Origin of the sequence: Caulobacter sp. 17J65-9 (assembly GCF_010975005.1) — a bacterium.
Classification (GTDB): Bacteria; Pseudomonadota; Alphaproteobacteria; order Caulobacterales; family Caulobacteraceae; genus 17J80-11.
This window is the reverse complement of the sequence record NZ_JAAIVC010000056.1, coordinates 1-20,270: the sequence shown is the minus strand read 5'-3', so window position 1 is coordinate 20,270 and position 20,270 is coordinate 1. Positions and strand designations below refer to the sequence as shown.

The following is a 20,270-nucleotide window of genomic DNA, read 5'->3' as shown; positions in this document are numbered from 1 at the left end:
GCCGGTGGTCGCAGCCGCCACCCCGGCCTGGCCGTCCAGCTTGCTGTCCAGCACGAAGGCTTCCGCCCAGGCGCCGCTGGCGCCGGCCGCGCCGGTCTCGGCCGCGTTCAGCACGCCGCCCAGCACGTCGGTGCGCGCGCCCTGGCCGAACGGCAGGGCCGCGAAGGCGGTGCCGCCGCTCATCCCGCCGCCGTTCGCACCGCCGGCCATGCGGCCCTGCAGCACGTCCTGGAAGCGCTGGCTGAACTGCAGCACCGAGCCCGACACGTTGGCCAGCCCCTCGCCGCTCATGGCGTCGTAGGCGGCGCGGCGGTCGTCGGGCGCGCCGTCCAGCAGGAAGCCCAGGACGTCGGCCCAGTCGTCGCCGCCGACCATCTGGATGCTGGTGATCCCGGCGGCCACCTCGCGCTGGTTGTCGGTCTCCGCGTCCTCGGCCCAGTCGACCATGCGCCGGACTTCCAGCACGACCTGACCCGACGCGGTGTCGTAGCGCAGGCGCTGGTAGAGCTGCGGCAGGTAGGCGTTCTGGCTGAAGCTCGACAGGTTGGCGAACTGGCCCGACAGGCTGGCGCCGTCGATCAGAACGTACTGCTGGTTGAAGCCGTACTGGCCGATGGCGCTCACCGGCTTGGCGTCCACCATCCCGCCGTTCAGGGAGACCGCGCCGCTCAGGCCGATGAAGTCGCTGGCGTAGCTGCGGTCGGCGCCGCCGAAGCCGAAGCTCATCGTGCCGCCGGTCACCACCAGGCTGTTCGCGAGGAAGTAGCTCAGTCCGGCGGTGTCGCCCGGCGAGACGACGCCGCCAGAGACGCTCAGCCGCCCGTCGATCACGCCGCCGTTGATCAGGCGCCCGCCGCGCACGTTCAGGTCCGCGCTGATGTAGGCCGCGTAGTACAGCTCGCCGGCGTCGAGGTTGAGCGCGCCGGTGAAGTCGTGCTCGTTGGCCAGGACGAAGCGGCCCGCCCCGGTCTTGGTCAGCGAGCCGTCGCCGGTGATGTTCCCGCTGAAGGTGGAGCTGCCGCCCGCGGCGCCCACGGTCAGGCTCCCGCCGTCGCCCAGGTCGATCACGCCCGCGTTCCACAGCTCGTCGACGGTCTCGCTCCAGCCGTCGAGGTCGAAGGTGCCGTTCGCCAGCAGCGCCGTGCCGTCCGACAGCCGCTCGTCGCCGCCCAGGCGCAGCACTCCGGCCGCGACCTCGGTCACGTCGGCGGCCGAGGTCCCGTTCAGGACGAAGGTCCCGGTCCCGATCTTCAGCAGCCCGCCGCCGCCCACGACCTCGCCGTCGAAGGCGCCGTTCCCGTCGCCGCGGCCGATCAGCAGGTTGTAGCCGTGCAGGTCCACCTCGCCCGCGCCGGCGATCTGGCCGAGAGTCATGTTGCCGGTCAGCTCGAAGCGGGCCGCGTCGGCGACGCTCACCGTCGCCTGGTTGTAGATCGAGACCTCGAGGCCGGCGCGCAGGGTCCCCGCCTGCACGTCCCATCCCGCGGTGGCGCCCGGCGTGCCGATCAGGCTCCAGGTCCCGGTCCCCTGCTTCTGGAAGACTTCGAAGCCGGCCAGCTTCGACACGTCGAGCGTGGCGCTCGACGTCCCGTTCAGGATCAGGGTGTCGGTGTCGGCGCCCCCGTCGATAATGCTGCTGACCGAGGCGCCGGTGGTCAGGTAGACCGTGTCGTTCCCGGCCCCGGCGACGACCTGTCCGGTCAGCGCCCCGGCCAGGCGCACCTCGTCCGCGCCGCCGCCGGTCAGCACGTTGCCGCTGGTGCTGGAGCCGGCCGACAGGATCACCCGGTCGTTCAGCCCCCCGCCCACGATCGCAAAGCCGCCCGTGCCGGTGATCGTGCCGGCGCTGGACAGGTCCAGCACGCCGCTCAGCGCGTTGACGCCCCAGCCGCCGGAGATGGTCCCGCCGGCCGCGTTGGCGACCGTCAGGGTCCCGCCGCCGGTATAGACGCCGTAGTTGCGCCCCTCGATCTGGCCGCCGGTCCGGTTGGTCACCGCACCGCCGGCCCCCAGGGCGACGCCGCGCTGGGTGGCGCCGGTGATGGTCCCGCTGTTGTCGACGCCCGCGACGTCGCCGAAATAGACCCCGTCGTAGCCGCCGGCGACGTCGCCTCCGGCCTGGTTCTCCAGCGTACCGCCGTCGAGGACGAAGACGCTGGTGTAGCTGTTGTTCGTGGAGGTCAGGGCGCCGGTGTTGACGATCGCGCCCGCCCCGTTGACGTAGAGGGCGTTGCCGGCCGAGCTGCTGATCTCGCCGGCGTTGTCCACCGTCAGCGCGCCCTGCGAGATGACTGCGTTGGCCGACGAGATCAGCCCGCCCTGCAGGTTGTCCAGATTGCCGCCGGCGTTCAGGAACAGGCCGGCCCGCGCGCCGGAGATGCCGCCGGCGTTTTCCACAATGGCCGCCTGGCCGAAGTAGACGCCGTCGTAGCCGCCCTCGATCGACGAGCCGGCCGTGGTGGTCAGCGAGCCGCCCTGGTTGACGTAGATGGCGTTCTGGGCGGCGTTGTCGTTGTAGATCGTGCCGCGGTTGGTGATCGTGGCCGCGCCGTGGGAGATCCAGATCGCGTTGTTGCTCGTGGCGCTGATCGTGCCGGCGTTGTCGACCGTGCTGGCCTGCGCGCCGTAGACGCCGTAGGTGGCTCCGCCGATCGTCCCGCCGGCCAGGTTGGTCAGCTCGCCGCCGGCCTGCATGTGGACGCCGGTCGCGGAGGCGCTGGAGACGACGCCGCTGTTGGTGATGTCGGCCAGGCCGTTGGCGTAGAGCGCCTCGCCCGAGGTCGACGAGATCGTGCCGGCGTTGGTCACCGTGGTCGCGCCGCCGATCGCCACGCCGTGCGAGCCGCCCTGGATCGTGCCGGTCGCCTGGTTGTCGACCGTGCCGATCCAGCTGATGAAGACGCCCTCGCGGTCACCCTGGATCGAGCCGGCGTTGGTCACTCCGCCCGTGCCGGAAATGTAGATCGCGTCGGAGCCGTTGAGCGCTTCGATCAGGCCGCCGGCTTCGTTCGTCACCGTGCCGCCGCCGTTCAGCGCCACGGCCACCCAGCCGAACATGGGCTCGCCCTGGGTGCGGATGGTCCCGGCGTTGGTCACCTCGCCGTAGCCGCCGGCGATGTTGACCGCGTGCATGTCCGTGGCCTCGATCAGGCCGCCCGCCGCGTTCACCAGCGTGCCCGCGCTGTCGAAATAGACGCCGGCGTCGCCGGTGATCGTGCCGGCGTTCAGGAGCGTGCCGGTGGCGCCGATGAAGGAAATAGCCGCGTCGTCGACGCCGTCGGCGGTCACCGAAGCGCCAGCCGCGACGTCGATCGTGACGCCGTCGCCGACGCCCACGACGGCGTCGCCGATGCTGGTGTGGACGCTGCCCTCGATGGTCAGCTCGCCCTCGTCGACCCAGACGGTCTGGCCGAACGCGCCCGTCAGGGTGACGTCAGAGGCGCCGGTCTTCCGCAGCGCCTCGAAGTTCAGATAGGTCGTGCCCAGCTTGCCGGCGTCGAAGCTGAAGGCGCCGCTGTCGCCGCTCAGGCGCAGGGTGTCGTTCCCGCCCTGGGCGTCGACGCCGATGGACTGGTCGGTCGCGCGGCTGATCTGGCAGGCGTCGTCGCCGCCCGAGGTCGCGCAGGCCAGGGTCATGTTGAGGACCAGCCGGTCGCCGGCGGCGAAGGACTGGCCGGCCCAGTTGATGAACGCCGAGTTGGCGTCGAAGGTCGGCGTCGCGCCGCCCCCGGTCGTCAGCCCCGCGTCCACGCTGAAGGCCTGCAACGTCGGGCCGCCGGCGAAGTCCAGGCCGAAGCCGTTGAACGCCGTCGGATTCCACACCGCGCCGCGCAGGTAAGTCACGACGATCTGGTCGCCCGCGACGTCGACCTGATAGCCGCGGTCCGTCGGCTGATCGAACTCCAGCCCGTCGCCGACCGTCGTCGTCGTCGGCGAGTCCGGGCTGCTCAGGTTCGGATAGTACATGGTCCAGGTGACCTGCTGGCCCGTAAAGTCCCGGCCGGCCGCCTGCCCCGCCATGGCGATCGCCGCCAGCGCCGTGCCGGCCAGCAGCAGACCACGCACGCCCGTGCGGGCCGCCGCGCGACCCTGAACCGTCTTAGCCATGAAACTCGCCCCCAGGCCGGTCCGCGCCGGCGTCGTCTTGACCGCCGCCCGCGCCCCCTCGCGGGCGCCCGGGGCGCGCGAAAGGCGACGCGAAGCTTAGCCGGTCCCCTGATCGCGCACGCCTAGACGAGCTCGCGCCTGAGTCGCAATGCTCAGCTCCGCAACAGGGCGCCAAACAGTATAGACTGTAGCATCAGGGCCACCCGTCCCGGCCGGGCACAGAAATCGCCGCTTTTCGACTTGGCCCGGAGCCCCCGTATTTTCCCCCGCCTTCGCCGCGCGGGCGCGCCCGCTAGACTTCCGCTCCGGCGGAAGGGAGCTCACGCATGGCCGCGTTCGACGCCTGGCTGGGGTCGGCGTCCATCCTGCTGATCGGCGTGATCCTGCTCGGCAGCATGGTCGCCGCCGGGGTCGTCGGCCGCCTCATGCGCGACTGGCCCGCGCAGGAGCCGAGCGACGAGGCGCACGGCGGCTATGTCGTCTCCGCCGTGCTGGGCCTCTTGGCCCTGCTGCTCGGCTTCACCTTCTCGCAGGCGATCAGCCGCTACGACACCCGCCGCGCCCTGGTCATCGACGAGGCCAACGCGGTCGGCACGGCTTACCTGCGCGCCGGCCTGCTGGCCGAGCCGCACCGCGGCGAGATCCAGTCGGTGCTGGTGCGCTACGCCGAGAACCGCGTCGCCCTGGCCCAGACCGCGGCGCCGGCCAACAAGCCCCTTCTGGCCGCCAGCGACCGGCTGCTGGCCGATTACTGGGCCGCGGTCGCCCGCGCGATCCCCAGCGCGCGCGAGGCGGGCCTGATCGTGCCGCTGGTCAACAACGCCAACGAGCTCGTCGACCTGGACGCCGCGCGCAAGGCCTCGCGCCGGGCCAAGGTGCCGGCCCCGGTCTACGCCGTGCTCTACGTCTATGTGGTGGTGACCGCCGCCATCCTCGGCTACGTGCTGGTGGGCCGGCGCGGACGGTTGTCGGGCGGGGTATTCCTGGCCCTGCTGGCGCTGGTGCTGCTCTTGATCCTCGACATCGACCGGCCCACCGGCGGCTCGGTGCGCGAGAGCCAGGAGCCGATGGAGCACCAGTTGGCCGGCATGCGGCCAGCGCCGGTCAGTGCCGCTTCGACGGCTCCGCCGCCTTGACCAGCGCCCACCAGCGCGGCCCCTGCAGCAGCTCGCGGATCTCCGACAGGCGGTACTCGCACGAGCCGCCGGCCGCGAGCGCGCCCCGGCACTGGGCCAGCATCTGCATAGCCTGGTCGCGCACCTCGACCGCGCGCACCAGCTCCAGCCCGGCTTCGGTCGCCTCATAGGCCACCGCCAGCACCCGGGCTTCCGACCCGCTCTTGCCGGCGTCGGCCAGCAGGCCGCGGCGGACCATGCCGTCCAGGTGCCGCTTCAGGGCGACGCCGTCGGGCACCTCCCGCCCCGCGCGCACGATCGGGGCGACCAGACGTCCGTGGCTCTCGGCCTCGGCCAGGCAGAGCCGGTCCGCTTCGCTCAGCTCCATGGGGCGTGAACGGCGGGCGGGCGGCGGCGTTCCCCCTCTCCCCTTGCGGGAGAGGGAGGGGCCCACGCGAAGCGTGGGAGGGTGAGGGGTCGCGCCGCCGCCTGCGGAGAAACCCCTCATCCTCCCACCGGCCTTTCGGCCGGCGGGCCCCTCCTTCTCCCGCAAGGGGAGAAGGTTCGATATGACGAAGATATTTGAACCTGAACTGTCGGCCCCACGCCGGCCCGTTCGTCCTTCGCCCGAACCTATTGAGGAGCCCCGCCCATGCGCATGATCTTCGTCAACCTGCCGGTGAAGGACCTGAAGGCCTCGATGGCCTTCTTCACGGCGATCGGCTTCACCAACAACCCGCAGTTCACCGACGACACCGCCGCCTGCATGGTGGTGGACCAGAACATCTTCGTCATGCTGCTGACCCACCCCAAGTTCGAAGGCTTCCTCACCCAGCCGATCAGCGACGCGCACAAGGCGACCGAAGTCTTGACCTGCCTGTCCTGCGCCAGCCGCGAGGAGGTCGACGACACCCTGGCCAAGGCGCTCGCCGCCGGCGCCCGGCCGTGGCGGCCGACCTTCGACATGGGCCCGATGCACGGCGCCAGCTTCCAGGACCCCGACGGCCACGTCTGGGAGCTGATGTACATGGACATGTCGGCCATGCCGCCGCAGTGAGCTGAACGATCCTTCTCCCCTTGAGGGAGAAGGACGGAGCCCGCGCACCGGAGCCCGGCAGGGCGAAGGTCGCGCGGGAGGATGAGGGGTCGCGCCGAGGACGGCGGCCGCTCACCTCTTGGCGCGAGGTTGCGGAGAGGTCGCGAGACCCCTCATCCTCCCGCGCAGGCCTGCGGGCTTTCGCCCTCCGGCGCGCGGGCCCCTCCTTCTCCCTCAGGGGGAGAAGGAGACTCGTGCTACCCCTCCGCCCCTGGGGGACCCGCCGATGAAACTGCTGCTCTGCGCGCTCGCCGCGCTCGCGATCCCGCCGGCCGCGCACGCCGGGACGCCTCAGGCCGCCGCGCCGCGCACGGTGGAGGTGCTGGACGGCCCCGTGGCCGCGGCGATCGACGCCCAGCTGACCGCGGCGGCCGAACAGCGCGGCTTCGGCGGGGCCGTGGTGGTCGAGATGGAGGGCAGGACCGTGCTCAAGGCCGGCTACGGCTACGCCGACCGCGAGGCGAAGACCCCCTTCACCGCCGACACCACCGCCCAGATCGGCTCGATCACCAAGACCTTCACGGCCCTGGCCGCCAGCCAGCTGGCCGCCGAGGGCAAGCTCGACCTGCACGTCCCCGTGCGCGCCTGGCTGCCCGGCGCGGCCGAGCCGGCGGCGGCGGCCACGCTGAACCAGCTGATGACCCACACGGCGGGGCTGGACGACTACTGCGGCGACGACTTCGAGCCGCGCACCCGCGCCGAGCTGCTGACCCGCTGCATGGCCCTGCCCCTGAAGCAGCCGCCGGGCCGCTCGCTCTACTCCAACCTCGGCCTCAGCATCACCGCCGCGACGGTCGAGCAGGCCTCCGGCCAGGACTGGGTGAGCTATTTGCGCACCCACGTCTGGGCGCCGTTCGGCATGACCCGCACCGGCTGGACCTTCCCGGGCGCCCCGCGCGCCGGCTTCGCGATCGGCTATCTGAACGATAAGGCGCAGCCGCTGATCTCCGACCAGATCGCGGCGCTGCACGGGGCCGACTGGAACCTGAAGGGCAACGGCGGCCTGCAGGCCTCGGCGGCCGACATGCAGCGCTTCTATCACGGCCTGATGGCCCAGCCCGAAGCGGTGCGCGCCCTGGTGCTCTCCCCGCACGCGCCGGGCGAGACGCCCGACGTGCGCGAGGGCTACGGCCTGTTCTTCCGGGTCGACGACCAGGGCCGGACCTTGCGCGCCGGCCACGGCGGATCGGACGGAACGTTCTTTTCCTACCTCGCCCTGTTCCCCGGCCGCGACGCCTTCTTCTACTTCGCCGGCAACAACGGCGAGACGCCCGCCCGCGACGAGCTGAAGGGCGTGCTCAAGACCGTGCAGGACGCCCTGCCGCCGGTGCGGTGACGGACGACGAACGTATCTCCGAGCGATACGTCAGACTTGCGGCACGTATCACTTCACGATACGACTGGAGGCGAAGGAGCCTGGCACATGCCGATCCAGAGCTTCAAAGACGATCAGGCGGCGGCGATCTTCGCCGGGGACCCTCCCGGCAAAGGCTTTCCGTCCGACCTGATCCGCTCCGCGAAGCGCAAGCTGGAGATGCTTGAAGCTGCGGCTTCCCTCGATGACCTGCGCGTGCCGCCCGGAAACCGGCTGGAAGCCCTGCAAGGCGACCGGCAGGGCCAACACTCAGTTCGAGTGAACGACCAGTTCCGACTGGCGTTCGTCTGGACGCCGGCCGGCCCCGCGGAGGTCGAATTCGTAGACTATCACTAGGACTGCCACCCTTTTGACAGTCGTTTGATCGCCCCGGGCCTAGCGGCCCGAACATGACCAGGAGGCCGCGATGGCTGCAAACATCGCCGCTACCGCTGAAAGCCCACTCTCCCCGGTGCACCCGGGCGAGATCCTGTCGGAAGAGTTTCTCAAGCCGCTCGAGCTCGCGCCCTACACGGCGGCCAAGCTGATGAAGGTGCCACGCACGCGCATCGAGCGGCTGGCCCGCTGCGAGGGGCCGGTCACCCCGGACACGGCGCTTCGGCTCGAACGCCTGTTCGGCGCCAGCGCCCAGTTCTGGATGAACCTGCAGACCCGCTACGACCTGCTGACCACCGCCGCCGCCGAGCGGGCCGAACTGGACGCGATCAAGCCCCTCGACACGGCGGCCTGAGCATGGACCTGGAAGCCGTCTGGGAAATGCGTGAGACGCAGGTCTATCCGGACCTGTTCGGGCCGAAATCCCGTGGAATCTTCGCGCTTTCGCCCCAGCTGTTCGCGGAGCGGTTCCGCCAGGGCGACATCGACCCGCGCTGGATCACTCACGGCGTGTTCGAGTTCGCGCCGACGCCTGAGCGCGCGTCCTGGCTCTACGTCACCTCGGGCCTGTCCAACCCCTGGGAGCAGGAACCCGAAGACTGGGACCCGGCCGGGCCGTCCGGCGCCGGCGTGGAGTTCGTCCTCCAGGTCACCCGCCCCGGCGACTGGGCCGTGCGCATGCTGCAGAACATGCTGGCCTTCGAGCTGCTGCTGCGGGCCGGCCGCTATCCCAAGGGCGCGCCGCTCGCCCCCGACGACCGCATTCCGCTGCGCGAACCGCTGGACGGCCGCCCGGCGTGCCGGATCCGCCACCTGGTGGTGACGCAAGCCGAGGGCGTCGCGCCCGGCTTCGCCCTGCCCTCCGGCCAGGTGCGCCTGCTGGGCTTCACCGGCCTGACCGACGACGAACTGGCCTTCGCCCAGCACAACGGCTCGCCGGCCCTGATCGAGCGCCTGCGCCGGGCCGGCTTCCACCCGGTCACCGACCCGGTCCGCCCCAGCCTGATCCGCCGAACCTAGGCGCCGGACCTAGTGTCCCATCGCCTTGTGCAGGGCCGCCTGTTCGGGGGTCATGGTAGGCAGCGCCTCGGCGGTCGGGACCGCCTTGGGCTGGGCGCCGTGGTGGAAGCAGGTGACCTTCGGGTTGAACGGGGCGAACACGCCGTTGGGGTTCTCGCGCCAGATCCACACGTGCTTGTCGAAGTGCGGCTCGAACATGTGGGCTTCGTCGATCGGCGTCTTCGGATCGTCGACCATGTGCTCGTAGGCGACGCCGAAGAAGCTGGGCGGTTGCTTATGGCCGGCCGCCGTCCAGGCCTTCTCGAACACCAGGTTCTCGACCGCGACCAGGGCCAGCGTCCCGTCGGCCTGCGGCTCGTAGATCAGCACGCCGGGCTTGAGGAAGTCGGTGTGGGTGCCCGTGCCGCTCACCCGCGGATTGGGCGGGGCCGAGACGCCCAGCAGGTTGGGGCGGAAGTAGTGGATCCCCATCGCCCCCTGCTCGCCCGGCAGGCCCATCATCTGGGCCGTCTCGCAGGCGTTCATCGGGTCGCGCACATAGCCGTCGGCCAGCGCCTTGGTCACGTCGCGGTACTTCTCCGCCGACGCGCGCACGGCGGCGAGGTCCGGCTCGCCCGGCGCCGGCTTCGGATCGTCGGCGGCCGCGGCGGCGCCGGCCAGCGCCAGAGCCAGGCCAGAGGCGAGCAACAGGGACGCGGCACGGATCATGACGGGCCTCCCTCGAGGTCTGTTCAGCGAAGCTTGCGGGAATACGGCTGAGAACTGACGGGGGCGGGCACGTTGTTCCTTCTCCCCCTGAGGGAGAAGGACGGAGCCCGCGCCCCGGAGCGCAAGCGGAGGGCTGCGCGGGAGGATGAGGGGTCGCGCGACGCCTCCGGTCCGCGGCGCCGAGCCCGCGCGACTGACGGGTCGGCGAGACCCCTCATCCTCCCACGCGCGCCTTCGGGCTCACGCCCTCCGGCGCGTGGGCTCCGTCCTTCTCCCTCAAGGGGAGAAGGATCGCGCTGTTGCCCTTGCCGGCTCGCCCGGCTACCAAAGACCTCCCGGCCGCCCGAAAATTCTCCCCCTCCGCCCGCGCGACGTCTGTCGCGGCGGCGCCGCCCCGTTCGTCCTCGGGGCCGACCCCTCACGATTCCAGCGAAAGCCCCATGGCCCGCCAATTCCTCAAGACCGCCCTCGTGCTGGGCCTGATCACCGCCGTCGGCCCGTTCGCGGTCGACATGTACCTGTCGGCCCTGCCCAGGATCGGCGCGTCGCTGAACGCCGACGCGGGCGCCGTGCAGATGACCCTGACCGCCTACTTCCTGACCATCGGGCTTTGCCAGCTGGCCTACGGGCCGCTGTCGGACATGGTCGGGCGCAAGGCGCCGATCTATGCGGGCCTGGTCCTGTTCGCGATCGGCAGCGTCGGCTGCGCGCTCAGCCCCAACGTCGAGGCGCTGATCGGCTTCCGCGTGCTGCAGGCGCTGGGCGCGTGCGCGGGCATGGTGGTGCCGCGCGCCATCGTGCGCGACCTGCACACCGGCCATGAGGCCACCCAGCTGATGTCGCTGCTGATGCTGGTGGTCAGCATCTCGCCGATCCTGGCGCCGCTGGCCGGCGCCTGGATCATCGACGCGATCGGCTGGCGGGCGGTGTTCTGGACCGTGGCGGTGCTGTCGATGCTGGCGCTGGGCCTGGCCTGGTTCGCCCTGCGCGAGACCCGGCCGCGGCACGCCCGCGCCGGCTCCAGCTGGGCGGGCGCGGTCGGCGCCTACCGCCAGCTCATCGTCGATCCGCAGTTCATGGGCCTGACCCTGATCGGCGGCGTCGGCGTCTCGGCCTTCTTCGTCTACCTGGCCCAATCGTCCTTCGTGCTGACCAGCGCCTACGGCCTCACTCCGGTGCAGTACAGCCTGTGCTTCGCGTTGAACGCCGTCAGCTTCTTCGGCGCGGCCCAGTTCAACGCCCGCCTGGCCCGCCGCTTCGGCATGGGCGCGACCACCCGCGCCGCCGCCATGGGCGTGGCCGCCAGTCTGGTGCTGTTGGCCGTGGTGATGGCTCTGGGCGTCCAGCAACTGCCGGTGATGATGGCCCTGCTGTTCGTGGCCTTCGGCTTCCTCGGCCTGGTCGTGCCGACCGCCTCGGTCCTGGCCATGGAGGCGCACGGCGAGATCGCCGGCGCCGCCTCCGCCCTGATGGGCGCGACGCACCTGCTGGTCGGCGCCCTGCTGATGACCCTGGCCGGCCTGTTCGCCGACGGCACGCCCCTGCCGATGGTCGTCGCCATCGCGGCCTGCGGGGTGATCGCCCTGCTGATCGCGCTCCCGGTGCTGCGCGCGCCCGCCAAGGCCGAGGCGCAGGCGGCGGCGGAGTGAGGTCCCCTCTCCCTCCCCTTCAAGGGGAGGGAGAAACGCGGGTCGGTCTACGCCCGCCGCCAGCAGCCTTCGAGCGCGCGAAGCATGTCGTCGCTCCACGTCGCCAGCGGGGTGAACACGTTGCTCTGGATCATGAACTCGCCGTCCTGGCCGTCGCTGTGGCGAACTGTTCCAGTGAGCCTGTAGTCGGCCCCGTCCATGACGGTCACGTCGGCGTCCCGGCCGAAGCCCGGCACGTCCGGCGACGGCAGGTGCAGCTGCTCCATCGCCTGCAGCGGCGCGAGCGCGCCCGGACACGCGCCGCTGTCGGCGACATCCCGCCGGATCAGCCGCTTCTTGCGATCACGCTGCTCCCGGACGAACCAGTAGGTCGGTGTCCCGGCGGCGTCCTCGTCGAACGTCCCCATCTTCAGGCGCGTCACGGTCGGGTCGAAGGCGTCCCGCACCTCCAGGGTCGCGAACACCTGCAGCTTCGCCAGGTCCGGCGCGCGTGCCGCGGGCGCGGCGGCGGCCAGGCTCAACGCCAGGATCAGGCCAGACATCAGTTCCCCCCTCCGACGCCGAAAGTTGGCGCCGCCGCCCCGCCTGATCAGCCTCAGCAGCCGTCCAGCGCGCGGATGCTCTGGATCAGATTGCGCCCGTCGCGCGACACCGTACGCACCACCGCGCGCCCGTCGCATACCCGTTTGCCCGTGGCGTAGCGGTAATGGGCGACAAATTCGGCCGGTCCGCTCTGGGCGATGTCGACCAGCCGGATCGGTTCCTTCAGGCCGCCGTAGAACCGCGTCAACTCGGCGGCCGAGAACGGCCCGCCGGCGCGCTTCTCCGGCACGACCATCGCGGCCGCGGCCGCCCCCTGGCCGTCGCTCAGGGCGGCGTAGAAGGCCCGCACCGTCGTGGCCGCCGTGCCGTACTCCTCGGTGAACTCCATCGGCCGCGCCGTCGGCGCCACAGACGCCGCCCAGGCCACCAGCGGCTCGTGGTGGTGGCCGGTAGTGGCGGCCATGCGGTCGCCGAACACCACCGTCACCTGCCGGTGCAGATAGGCTTTCAACGTCTGTCCGGGCACGGCCTGGGTCGCGACCAGCTGCACGGCCGAGAACGTCTGGTCCTCGTTCGCGAACTCGTCGCCCGTCAGACAGATCGGGCGCGTGAGGCGCAGCACGTAAGAGGGCTCGGGCGTATCGCCGGCACGCACGTCCTCATAGTTGGGCGGCCCCGGATAGACGACGTAGTCGAGCGTGCCGGTGAGCTCCCGTGGTTGGCCCTTGGCGAGGTCGTAGCACGGCCCGGCCCACGCGGCCTCGGCCGCAAAGAGTCCCGTCGCCGCCGCAGCAAGCGCCAGCCCTAGCTTCATCGCCGTCCCCTCCGTTCAGTCCCTTTGGTAGGCCGACCGAACGAAGTCACGCAACAGAGGCCGTCCTTGACCCGCCCGCCGCCGCGCGCATGCTCGGCGCATGCGCGCCTTCACCTCCCACTTCACCCGCCACACCCCGTTCTACGGGTCGGTGCTGCTTGGCGTGGCGGCGTGGTGGGCGACGCCGGCGCTGGACGACGACGCGCTGCGGCTGGTGCTGGCCGGCGACGTTTTCTACGTCGCCCACCTAGTCTGCATCAGCGTGCTGATGTCCCGCTCGGGCAAGAGCTTCATGGCCCGCGCGCGGCGCCAGGACGAAGGCGCGGTGATCCTCACCCTGGTCACCGTCGGGGTCGTCGCGCTCAGCCTGGGGGCGGTGTTCGCCCTGCTGAACAGCCCCTCCAAGCCCGGCCTGTTCCGGCTGCTCGTCTCCATCGCCAGCATTCCGCTGGGCTGGCTGACCCTGCACACGATCGCCGCCTTCCACTACGCCAACGCCTACTACACGTTCAGCCACGGCGAGCCGCACCAGCCGGTGCGCGGCCTGAACTTCCCCGGCACGCCGGAGCCCGGCGCGATGGACTTCCTCTACTATTCCTTCACGGTCGGCATGACCGCCCAGGTCTCAGACACCAGCGTCGAGACCACGTCGATGCGGTTCCTGACGCTGGCCCACGGAGTGGTGTCGTTCTTCTTCAACACCGTGCTGGTCGCCCTGGCGGTCAACCTGATCGTGGTGGTGTCGCAGGCTTAGGGCGCCAGCGCCCCCAGCGTCCGGTCGAAGAACGCCACCACCTGCTTGTTGAACGACTTGTGGAAGGCCGTGCGGTCGAAGCCCTTGGGGTCGCGGCACAGCATGGGCGGCAGCAGCAGGCCGGCCGGCCCGCACGGGGCCAGGAAGGCGAAGTGCCCGGCCCGCATGACGGTGTGGAACTCCGCCTCCGGCAGCTGGTCGCGCACCAAGCCGGCGTTGCTGGCCGTCGGCACCGAGGTGTCCGCCGCGCCGGTCCACAGCTGCACCGGCGCGGTCACGGCCTTCAGGCCGTCCGGCGCGAAGGCGAAGCCTATGCCCGGCGCCGCCACCACCGCGGCGCGCACGCGCGGGTCGTGGGCCCAGGTCTGCGGCGCGGTCAGGTCCGGCTTCATCAGCTGGCAGGCGAACTCCGGCGCCTGGCGGCAGTGCGTGGCGACGCCGGCCAGGTCGGGCGTGCCGCCGGCCACGATCAGCGCCGTCGTGCCGCCGGCCGAGAAGCCGAACACGCCCACCCGGGACGGGTCCAGCCGGGCGTGGTCCTTCCACGACCCCAGCAGATAGTCGTTCACACGCACCACCTGGCGGGCGCGGTCGGGGAACCAGGCGGCCGTGCCGACCGCGCTCTGGTCCTGGAAGTTGTCGCCCGGGTGCATGGGCGCGGCCACCACATAGCCGGCCTCGGCCAGGGCCAGGGCGGTGTCGATATGGCTGACCGGGCCGGCGCCGGTGCCGTGGGTGATCACGACCAGCGGGTGGGCGCCGGGCGCCACCGCCCCGCCCGTGGCCAGCCGCGCGAAGCTAGTGCCCATCCAGGTCAGCTTCGGCTTCGCTTCGGTCGGGTAGTACAGCGTCACCGGGACGCCCGCATGGCCCGGATCGGGGGCCAGCACCCGGGTCACGCCGACCGGCGTCTTCGGCGTGCGCGCGCTCAGCACCAGGCTCGCGGCCAGGCCGGCGGCGGCCAGGACGACGAGCGCCAGCGCGCCGCCGAGCAGCTTCAGAACAAGCTTCATCACCCCACCCCAGCCGTTTGATTTGTCAGAAGACTTTCGAACGCCTGCGCCATGGTCGCGTCATAGCTGGCGCGAAACTGCGCCTCGCTCCCAAACCGCCGGGCCCGCTGCATGGACACCAGGCCCTGGGCCAGGGCCGACAGCAACAGCGCCACGTCCAGCGAAGCCGCCGGCCGCATCCGGCCTTGCGCCTGCGCCGCCTCGACCCGCGCCATGATCCGGCCGAACACCGGCGAGCGGTCCGCGTCCTCGGGAAAGGTGCGCGCCTTGCGGGCCGGCAGCAGAAACGTGGCGTCGAACTTGTGCGGCTGCTCCAGCGCGAAGTCGCGGTAGGCGCCGATCAGCGCGCGCAGCCACGCGACCGGATCGTCGGCGTCGATGGCCAGCGCGATCGTCTCCCAGGCCTGAAAGCCGTCGTCCATCAAGGCGTCGACCAGGGCCTCCTTGTCGGGAAAGTGCCGGTAGATGGCCATGGCCGACATGCCGGCGCGACGGCCGACCTCGCGGATCGACAGCCCCTCCAGCCCTTCGCTTTCGAAGAGCTCGCGGGCGGCGGCGAACAGGCGGTCGCGTGCGGTCATGCGTACACCGTACACATGATTGCTTACGGCGTAAACATCCTCCCCGGCGGCCCACCAATCGTCACCCTCGGGCTTGTCCCGAGGGCCCAGCGTTCAGCGCGCACTCAGCCCTGACGCCTTCGCGCACCGGAGGTCTGGGCCCTCGGGACAAGCCCGAGGGTGACGATCTTTGAGGAACCCGCCGCTCTAGCCGCCCGCGTACGCCCGCTCCAGGGCGGCGATGTCGAGCTTGGTCATCTGCATCATCGCCTGCATGGCCCGCTGGGCGCCGGCCGGGTCCGAGCCGCCGACGGTGTCGCGGATCTGGATCGGGGTGACCTGCCAGGCGACGCCGAACCGGTCCCTCAGCCAGCCGCACTGGCTGTGCTGGCCACCGCCGGCGACCAGGGCGTCCCACAGGTGGTCGACCTCGGCTTGCGTCTCGCAGTTGGCCGTGAAGGAGACCGCGTCGGTGAAGCCGAAGCCCGGCGGCCGCCCGTTCAGGGCGTTGAACACCTGGCCGTCCAGCTCGAACACGCAGAGCATCACCTCGCCTTTCGGCCCCGGCCCGCCCTCGCCGTAGCGCAGCACCTTCAGCACCTTCGAGTTCGGAAAGATCGAGACGTAGAAGTTCATGGCCTCTTCGGCCTGGCCTTCGAACCACAGGAAGGGGTGGATCTGCTGCATGGGGCGGGTCCTCTGATTTCGACTGTCGGCCGAAGGAACGTACCAGCCGCGCGCTTTCCGACACCGTCGGTCTACTATTTTTTGCGTCCGCGACCCCGAGAAAACTTAGGCATTCGCCAAACCATCCCTTGACGTCGGCCGCCGCGGCGAAATACTTAGCCACATGCCTAACCAACCGAACCTCGACCAGCTGTTCCACGCCCTCGCCGACCCGACCCGACGGGCCATGGTCGAGCGCCTGGGCCACGGGCCGGCCTCGGTCGGCGAGTTGGCCCAGCCCCTGGCCATGTCCCTGCCCTCGGTCCTGCAGCACGTGCAGGTGCTGGAAGCCGGCGGCCTGGTGCGCACCGAGAAGGTCGGACGGGTGCGCACCTGCCGGCTGGAGCCCGAGGCGCTCAGCCTGGCCGAACGCTGGATCCACGAGCGCCGCGCCGGCTGGGAGCGGCGGCTCGACCGGCTGGGCGACTTCCTGGCCGGCGACGACGACCTGAACGGATGAAGGAGCAAACCGCCATGACCGAACGCAACGTCACCCACGCCACCTTCACGATCGAGCGCACCTATCCGGCCGCGCCGGCCCGGGTGTTCGCCGCCTTCGCCGACCCGGTCAAAAAGCGCCGCTGGTTCGGCGGCCCCGAGGACTGGGCGAGCGGTCCGTATGAAATGGACTTCCGCGAGGGCGGCCAGGAGCGCATCAGCGGCGGCCCGGCCGGCGGGACGGTGCACCACTACCTGGCCACCTTCCAGGACATCGTGCCGGACCAGCGGATCGTCTCGACCTACGAGATGCACCTGGACACGACGCGCATCTCGGTTTCGGTGGCGACGCTCCAGTTCAAGCCGGACGGCGCCGGCACGCGCCTGATCCTGACCGAACAGGGCGCCTTCCTCGACGGCTTCGACAACCCGCGCCTGCGCGAAGAGGGCACCCGCGAGCTGCTCGACGCGCTCGGCCGGGCGCTGGAGGCGGAAACGGCGGCGGCCTGAGGGGCCGTTTCAGGGGCTGTCGTGAGGCGGCCCCTCGCCCCACCGAGACTGTCGGACTGAAGCCTCCCACGACGTCTTTCAGTCGCCTCACCTGGAGAGATCGCTCATGCCCGCCGCCCGCCCGCTCCTGCTCGCCGCCGCCGTGCTGGCGCTCGGCGCCTGCCACCGCACGCCCGAGCCGGTGAAGACCGACGTCCCGGCCGGGACCTACAAGCTGGACCCCGCCCACGCCTCGCTGGTGTTCCGGGTCAATCACTTAGGCATGTCCCACTACACCGCCCGCTTCACCAGGCTGGACGCGACGCTGGAGCTGGCCCCGAAGAGCCCGGCCGCCTCGCGGGTGAACGCCACGGTCGATCCGCGCTCGCTGGAGACCGACTACCCCCTGCCCGAGCCCGACTTCGACGCCCAGCTGACCGGGCCGGACTGGCTGGACGCCGCCCGCTATCCGGCCATCAGCTTCCGCACGACCAAGGTCGAACCGACCGGCCCCGACACCGCCGAGGTGACCGGCGACCTGACCCTGCACGGAGTGACCAGGCCCGTGACCCTGAACGCCAGGTACAACGGCGGCTACGCCAGCCACGCCATGGACCCGTCCGGCGCGCGCATCGGCTTCTCGGCCACGGGATCGCTGAACCGATCGGACTTCGGGATCAGCGCGGGCATCCCGGCCAAGGGCTCGACCTTCGGGGTGAGCGACGAAGTGCAGATGCAGATCGAGGCGGAGTTCACCCGGCCGAAGGGGTGACAGAAGGAAGATGGCTGAGCGCTATTCTCTGATCGCCGTTTACATCGTCGCCAGCGAGCGCAACGGCACGCTCTACACCGGCGTGACCAGCGATCTCGGCCTGCGGATGCTGCAGCACAAGCAGGGCGCCTACGACGGCTTCTCGCGAAAGTACGGCTGCACCCGCCTAGTCTGGTTCGAGCCGCACGAGGCCATGGCCCCTGCGATCGCGCGCGAGAAGCAGGTCAAACGCTGGCTGCGCAAGTGGAAGCTGGCCCTGATCGAGGCTGACAATCAGGACTGGCGCGACCTGTCCGACGGCTGGTTCCACGAGACCGACAGCGCCTGGCTCGTGACGCCGCCGCATTCTTAAAATCCGTCATCCCGGCCGCAGCGGAGCGCAGCGCAGCGGAGAGCCGGGACCCAGCAAGCGCCGCGCTGGTTGCAGCCCGCGATCGCAGCGTTGATCGCGAGCTTGCTGGGTCCCGGCTCTCCGGCCCGCTGCGCGGACCTGCGGCCGGGATGACGAGATAATTGCTCGTTTTTCGAACAATCCCCCCACCGTCACGGTTCCCCCTCGCACGGCGAGGGAGAGCGGCGATGGACGGGGCGCAGGCGCAGGCGCAGGCAGGGACCATGCGCGCGGCGGTGCTGACCGGGCCGGGCAAGCTGCACACCGCCCGCGTGCCCAGGCCCGAGCCCGGCCCCGGCCAGGTGCGCCTCAAGCTCGAAGGCTGCGGCGTGTGCGCGTCGAACCTGACGCCCTGGGAAGGCCCGCCGTGGATGGAGTTTCCGACCGCGCCGGGCGCGCTGGGCCACGAAGGCTGGGGCGTGATCGACGCGGTCGGCGACGGCGTGGACGGCCTCAAGCCCGGCCAGCGGGTCGCCGCGCTCAGCTACAACGCCTACGCCGAATACGACCTGGCCGAGGCCGGCGCCGTCGTGCCCCTGCCGGCCAGCCTGGACGGACGCGCATTCCCCGGCGAGCCGCTGGGCTGCGCCATGAACATCTTCCGCCGCGCCGACATCCAGCCCGGCCAGACCGTGGCTGTCGTCGGCGTCGGCTATCTCGGCGCCGTGCTGACCCGGCTGGCCACTGAGGCCGGCGCGCGGGTGATCGCCATTTCACGGCGGCCGGGCGCGCTGAAGACGGCGCGGGCCATGGGCGCGGTCGAGGCGTTCGGCATGGAAGGGCGCCACACCGTCATCGAGCAGGTGCGCGAGCTGACCGGCGGGGTGTTCTGCGACCGCGTCATCGAGGCGGCCGGCAAGCAATGGCCGCTGGACCTGGCCGCCGAACTGACCCGCGAGGGGGGCCGGCTGGTGATCGCCGGCTACCACCAGGACGGCCCGCGCCAGGTGAACATGCAGCTGTGGAACTGGCGCGGCTTCGACGTGATCAACGCCCACGAACGTGATCCGGCCGTGGCCGTGCGCGGCCTGCGCGAGGCGGTGGAGGCGGTGGCGTCCGGGCGGCTGGATCCAGACCCGCTGCTCACCCACGCCTATCCACTGGAGCGCCTCGACGACGCCCTCAACGCCGCGCGCGACCGGCCCGAGGGGTTCATGAAGGCGGTGGTGACGTTGTGAGGGACCGCGTGGTGGTGGCGCCCCTTCTCCCCTTGAGGGAGAAGGAGGGTCCCGCGCGCCGGAGCGGCACGCGGAGGCCTGCGCGGGAGGATGAGGGGTCGCGCCGCCCTCTCCGGTCCGACGCCGCCGAGCGCCCGCTTCTCCAGATGTCGCGAGACCCCTCATCCTCCCGCGCAGCCCTACGCCCCGGATCAGGTCCGGGGCTCCGGGGCGCGGGCTCCGTCCTTCTCCCACAAGGGGAGAAGGAGGCATGACCCGCGTCGGCTTCCTCGGCGTCGGCTGGATCGGGCGCCATCGCATGCGGGCCATGCTGGATTCAGGCGTGGTCGAGGCCGCCGCCGTCGCCGACGCGTCGCCCGAGGCCGCCGAACAGGCCGCCCGCCAGGCCGGCTGCGAAGTGGTCGACGGGCTGGACGCCCTGCTCTCTCTCGACCTGGACGGGATCGTCGTCGCCACCCCCAGCGCGCTGCACGCCGAGCAGGCGGTCGAGGCGCTGGCCGCCGGCTGCGCCGTGTTCTGCCAGAAGCCGCTGGGCCGCACCGCCGACGAGGTCCGCGCCGTGGTCGGGGCCGCCCGCAAGGCCGACCGCCTGCTGGAGGTCGACCTGTCCTACCGCTTCACCGAGGCCGCGCGGCGGATGCGCGAGCTGGTCCGCGAGGGCGCCCTGGGCCGCGTCTATGCCGCCGACCTGACCTTCCACAACGCCTACGGGCCGGACAAGCCGTGGTTCTACGATCCCGTGCTGTCGGGCGGCGGCTGCGTGATGGATCTGGGCGTGCACCTGGTCGACCTGGCCCTGTGGACGCTGGACTTCCCGGCGGTGGAGACCGTTCGCGGCCGCCTCTACGCCGCCGGCGAGCCGCTCGGCGGGCGTCCCGTGGTGGAGGACTACGCCACCGCCGATCTGGCGTTGGCGGGCGGGGTCAGCGTGCGGCTGGCCTGCTCCTGGAACCTGCCGGCCGGGCGCGACGCGGCCATTTCGGCGTCGCTGTACGGGACCGGCGGCGGGGCCGAGCTGACCAATGTCGGCGGCTCGTTCTACGACTTCGAAGCCTGGCGCTGCGACGGCCCCCGCCGCGAGCCGCTCTGCGCCCCGCCCGACGCCTGGGGCGGCCGCGCGGCGGTGGCCTGGGCCGAGCGGCTGGCC

At 71.4% G+C, this 20,270-nt stretch carries 22 protein-coding genes; 14 read left to right on the top strand and 8 right to left on the bottom strand.

Annotation, left to right across the window (positions count from 1 at the left end; translation table 11 throughout):
• The coding region (locus tag G3573_RS10600; protein ID WP_163261058.1) for an autotransporter-associated beta strand repeat-containing protein at positions 1–4,107 on the bottom strand (4,107 nt) is incomplete at its 3' end.
• A gap of 326 nt (positions 4,108–4,433) precedes the next feature.
• Here G3573_RS10600 and G3573_RS10595 point away from each other — a divergent pair.
• Positions 4,434–5,243: a hypothetical protein gene (locus G3573_RS10595; RefSeq protein WP_163261057.1), complete on the top strand. Its 810-nt coding sequence runs from the start codon at positions 4,434–4,436 to the stop codon at positions 5,241–5,243.
• Here G3573_RS10595 and G3573_RS10590 read toward each other — a convergent pair.
• A complete protein-coding gene (locus G3573_RS10590; protein ID WP_163261056.1) occupies positions 5,212–5,610 on the bottom strand; it encodes a hypothetical protein in 399 nt (132 codons plus the stop codon). The genes G3573_RS10595 and G3573_RS10590 overlap by 32 nt on opposite strands.
• Positions 5,611–5,874: 264 nt before the next feature.
• Here G3573_RS10590 and G3573_RS10585 point away from each other — a divergent pair, with 264 nt between their 5' ends.
• From G3573_RS10585 to G3573_RS10565, 5 genes are all read left to right on the top strand, one after another.
• Complete coding sequence (locus tag G3573_RS10585; protein ID WP_163261055.1) at positions 5,875–6,279, top strand: VOC family protein; 405 nt, start codon at positions 5,875–5,877, stop codon at positions 6,277–6,279.
• Between the two features lie 265 nt (positions 6,280–6,544).
• Positions 6,545–7,654, top strand: coding sequence for a serine hydrolase domain-containing protein (locus tag G3573_RS10580; protein WP_163261054.1), 1,110 nt, complete (start codon positions 6,545–6,547; stop codon positions 7,652–7,654).
• Between the two features lie 87 nt (positions 7,655–7,741).
• Entirely contained in the window at positions 7,742–8,029 is a 288-nt protein-coding gene (locus tag G3573_RS10575) for a type II toxin-antitoxin system RelE/ParE family toxin (RefSeq protein ID WP_163261053.1), read from the top strand.
• Between the two features lie 70 nt (positions 8,030–8,099).
• Positions 8,100–8,423: a HigA family addiction module antitoxin gene (locus G3573_RS10570; RefSeq protein ID WP_163261052.1), complete on the top strand. Its 324-nt coding sequence runs from the start codon at positions 8,100–8,102 to the stop codon at positions 8,421–8,423.
• A 2-nt stretch (positions 8,424–8,425) separates the two neighbouring features.
• Positions 8,426–9,088 carry a suppressor of fused domain protein gene (locus G3573_RS10565; RefSeq protein ID WP_163261051.1) on the top strand — a complete coding sequence of 221 codons (663 nt, stop codon included), beginning with the start codon at positions 8,426–8,428 and terminating at the stop codon, positions 9,086–9,088.
• 9 nt (positions 9,089–9,097) lie between these two features.
• Here G3573_RS10565 and G3573_RS10560 read toward each other — a convergent pair whose 3' ends face one another.
• A complete protein-coding gene (locus tag G3573_RS10560; RefSeq protein WP_205598187.1) occupies positions 9,098–9,796 on the bottom strand; it encodes a hypothetical protein in 699 nt (232 codons plus the stop codon).
• Positions 9,797–10,236: 440 nt separating this feature from the next.
• On the opposite strand from G3573_RS10560, the gene G3573_RS10555 reads away from it, so the two are divergent.
• Positions 10,237–11,445 carry a multidrug effflux MFS transporter gene (locus G3573_RS10555; protein WP_163261050.1) on the top strand — a complete coding sequence of 403 codons (1,209 nt, stop codon included), beginning with the start codon at positions 10,237–10,239 and terminating at the stop codon, positions 11,443–11,445.
• 47 nt (positions 11,446–11,492) lie between these two features.
• Here G3573_RS10555 and G3573_RS10550 read toward each other — a convergent pair whose 3' ends face one another.
• Positions 11,493–11,987 carry a hypothetical protein gene (locus tag G3573_RS10550; protein ID WP_163261049.1) on the bottom strand — a complete coding sequence of 165 codons (495 nt, stop codon included), beginning with the start codon at positions 11,985–11,987 and terminating at the stop codon, positions 11,493–11,495.
• A gap of 53 nt (positions 11,988–12,040) precedes the next feature.
• Positions 12,041–12,802, bottom strand: coding sequence for a hypothetical protein (locus G3573_RS10545; RefSeq protein WP_163261048.1), 762 nt, complete (start codon positions 12,800–12,802; stop codon positions 12,041–12,043).
• 100 nt (positions 12,803–12,902) lie between these two features.
• On the opposite strand from G3573_RS10545, the gene G3573_RS10540 reads away from it, so the two are divergent.
• Positions 12,903–13,556, top strand: coding sequence for a DUF1345 domain-containing protein (locus tag G3573_RS10540; protein WP_163261047.1), 654 nt, complete (start codon positions 12,903–12,905; stop codon positions 13,554–13,556).
• Here G3573_RS10540 and G3573_RS10535 read toward each other — a convergent pair.
• The 3 genes from G3573_RS10535 to G3573_RS10525 form a co-directional block, all read right to left on the bottom strand.
• Positions 13,553–14,569: a dienelactone hydrolase family protein gene (locus G3573_RS10535; RefSeq protein WP_163261046.1), complete on the bottom strand. Its 1,017-nt coding sequence runs from the start codon at positions 14,567–14,569 to the stop codon at positions 13,553–13,555. The two genes, G3573_RS10540 and G3573_RS10535, sit on opposite strands and share 4 nt — an antisense overlap.
• Positions 14,569–15,150, bottom strand: a complete 582-nt coding sequence (locus tag G3573_RS10530; protein ID WP_163261045.1) for a TetR/AcrR family transcriptional regulator — start codon at positions 15,148–15,150, stop codon at positions 14,569–14,571. The genes G3573_RS10535 and G3573_RS10530 overlap by 1 nt, the downstream gene beginning before the upstream one ends.
• Positions 15,151–15,336: 186 nt before the next feature.
• A complete protein-coding gene (locus G3573_RS10525; protein ID WP_163261044.1) occupies positions 15,337–15,816 on the bottom strand; it encodes a VOC family protein in 480 nt (159 codons plus the stop codon).
• Positions 15,817–15,979: 163 nt separating this feature from the next.
• Here G3573_RS10525 and G3573_RS10520 point away from each other — a divergent pair, with 163 nt between their 5' ends.
• The 6 genes from G3573_RS10520 to G3573_RS10495 form a co-directional block, all read left to right on the top strand.
• Positions 15,980–16,315: a metalloregulator ArsR/SmtB family transcription factor gene (locus tag G3573_RS10520; RefSeq protein WP_163261043.1), complete on the top strand. Its 336-nt coding sequence runs from the start codon at positions 15,980–15,982 to the stop codon at positions 16,313–16,315.
• A gap of 14 nt (positions 16,316–16,329) precedes the next feature.
• Positions 16,330–16,803 (top strand): SRPBCC family protein, encoded by a 474-nt coding sequence (locus G3573_RS10515; protein WP_163261042.1) that lies wholly within the window; start codon positions 16,330–16,332, stop codon positions 16,801–16,803.
• A 106-nt stretch (positions 16,804–16,909) separates the two neighbouring features.
• The gene (locus G3573_RS10510) at positions 16,910–17,554 is read left to right on the top strand and encodes a YceI family protein (protein WP_163261041.1); all 645 of its coding nucleotides are present in this window, start codon (positions 16,910–16,912) and stop codon (positions 17,552–17,554) included.
• Between the two features lie 10 nt (positions 17,555–17,564).
• Positions 17,565–17,906: a GIY-YIG nuclease family protein gene (locus G3573_RS10505; protein ID WP_163261040.1), complete on the top strand. Its 342-nt coding sequence runs from the start codon at positions 17,565–17,567 to the stop codon at positions 17,904–17,906.
• 227 nt (positions 17,907–18,133) lie between these two features.
• Entirely contained in the window at positions 18,134–19,123 is a 990-nt protein-coding gene (locus G3573_RS10500) for a zinc-binding dehydrogenase (protein WP_240454616.1), read from the top strand.
• A gap of 250 nt (positions 19,124–19,373) precedes the next feature.
• A partial coding sequence (locus tag G3573_RS10495; protein WP_163261039.1) for a Gfo/Idh/MocA family oxidoreductase occupies positions 19,374–20,270 on the top strand: 897 nt, incomplete at its 3' end.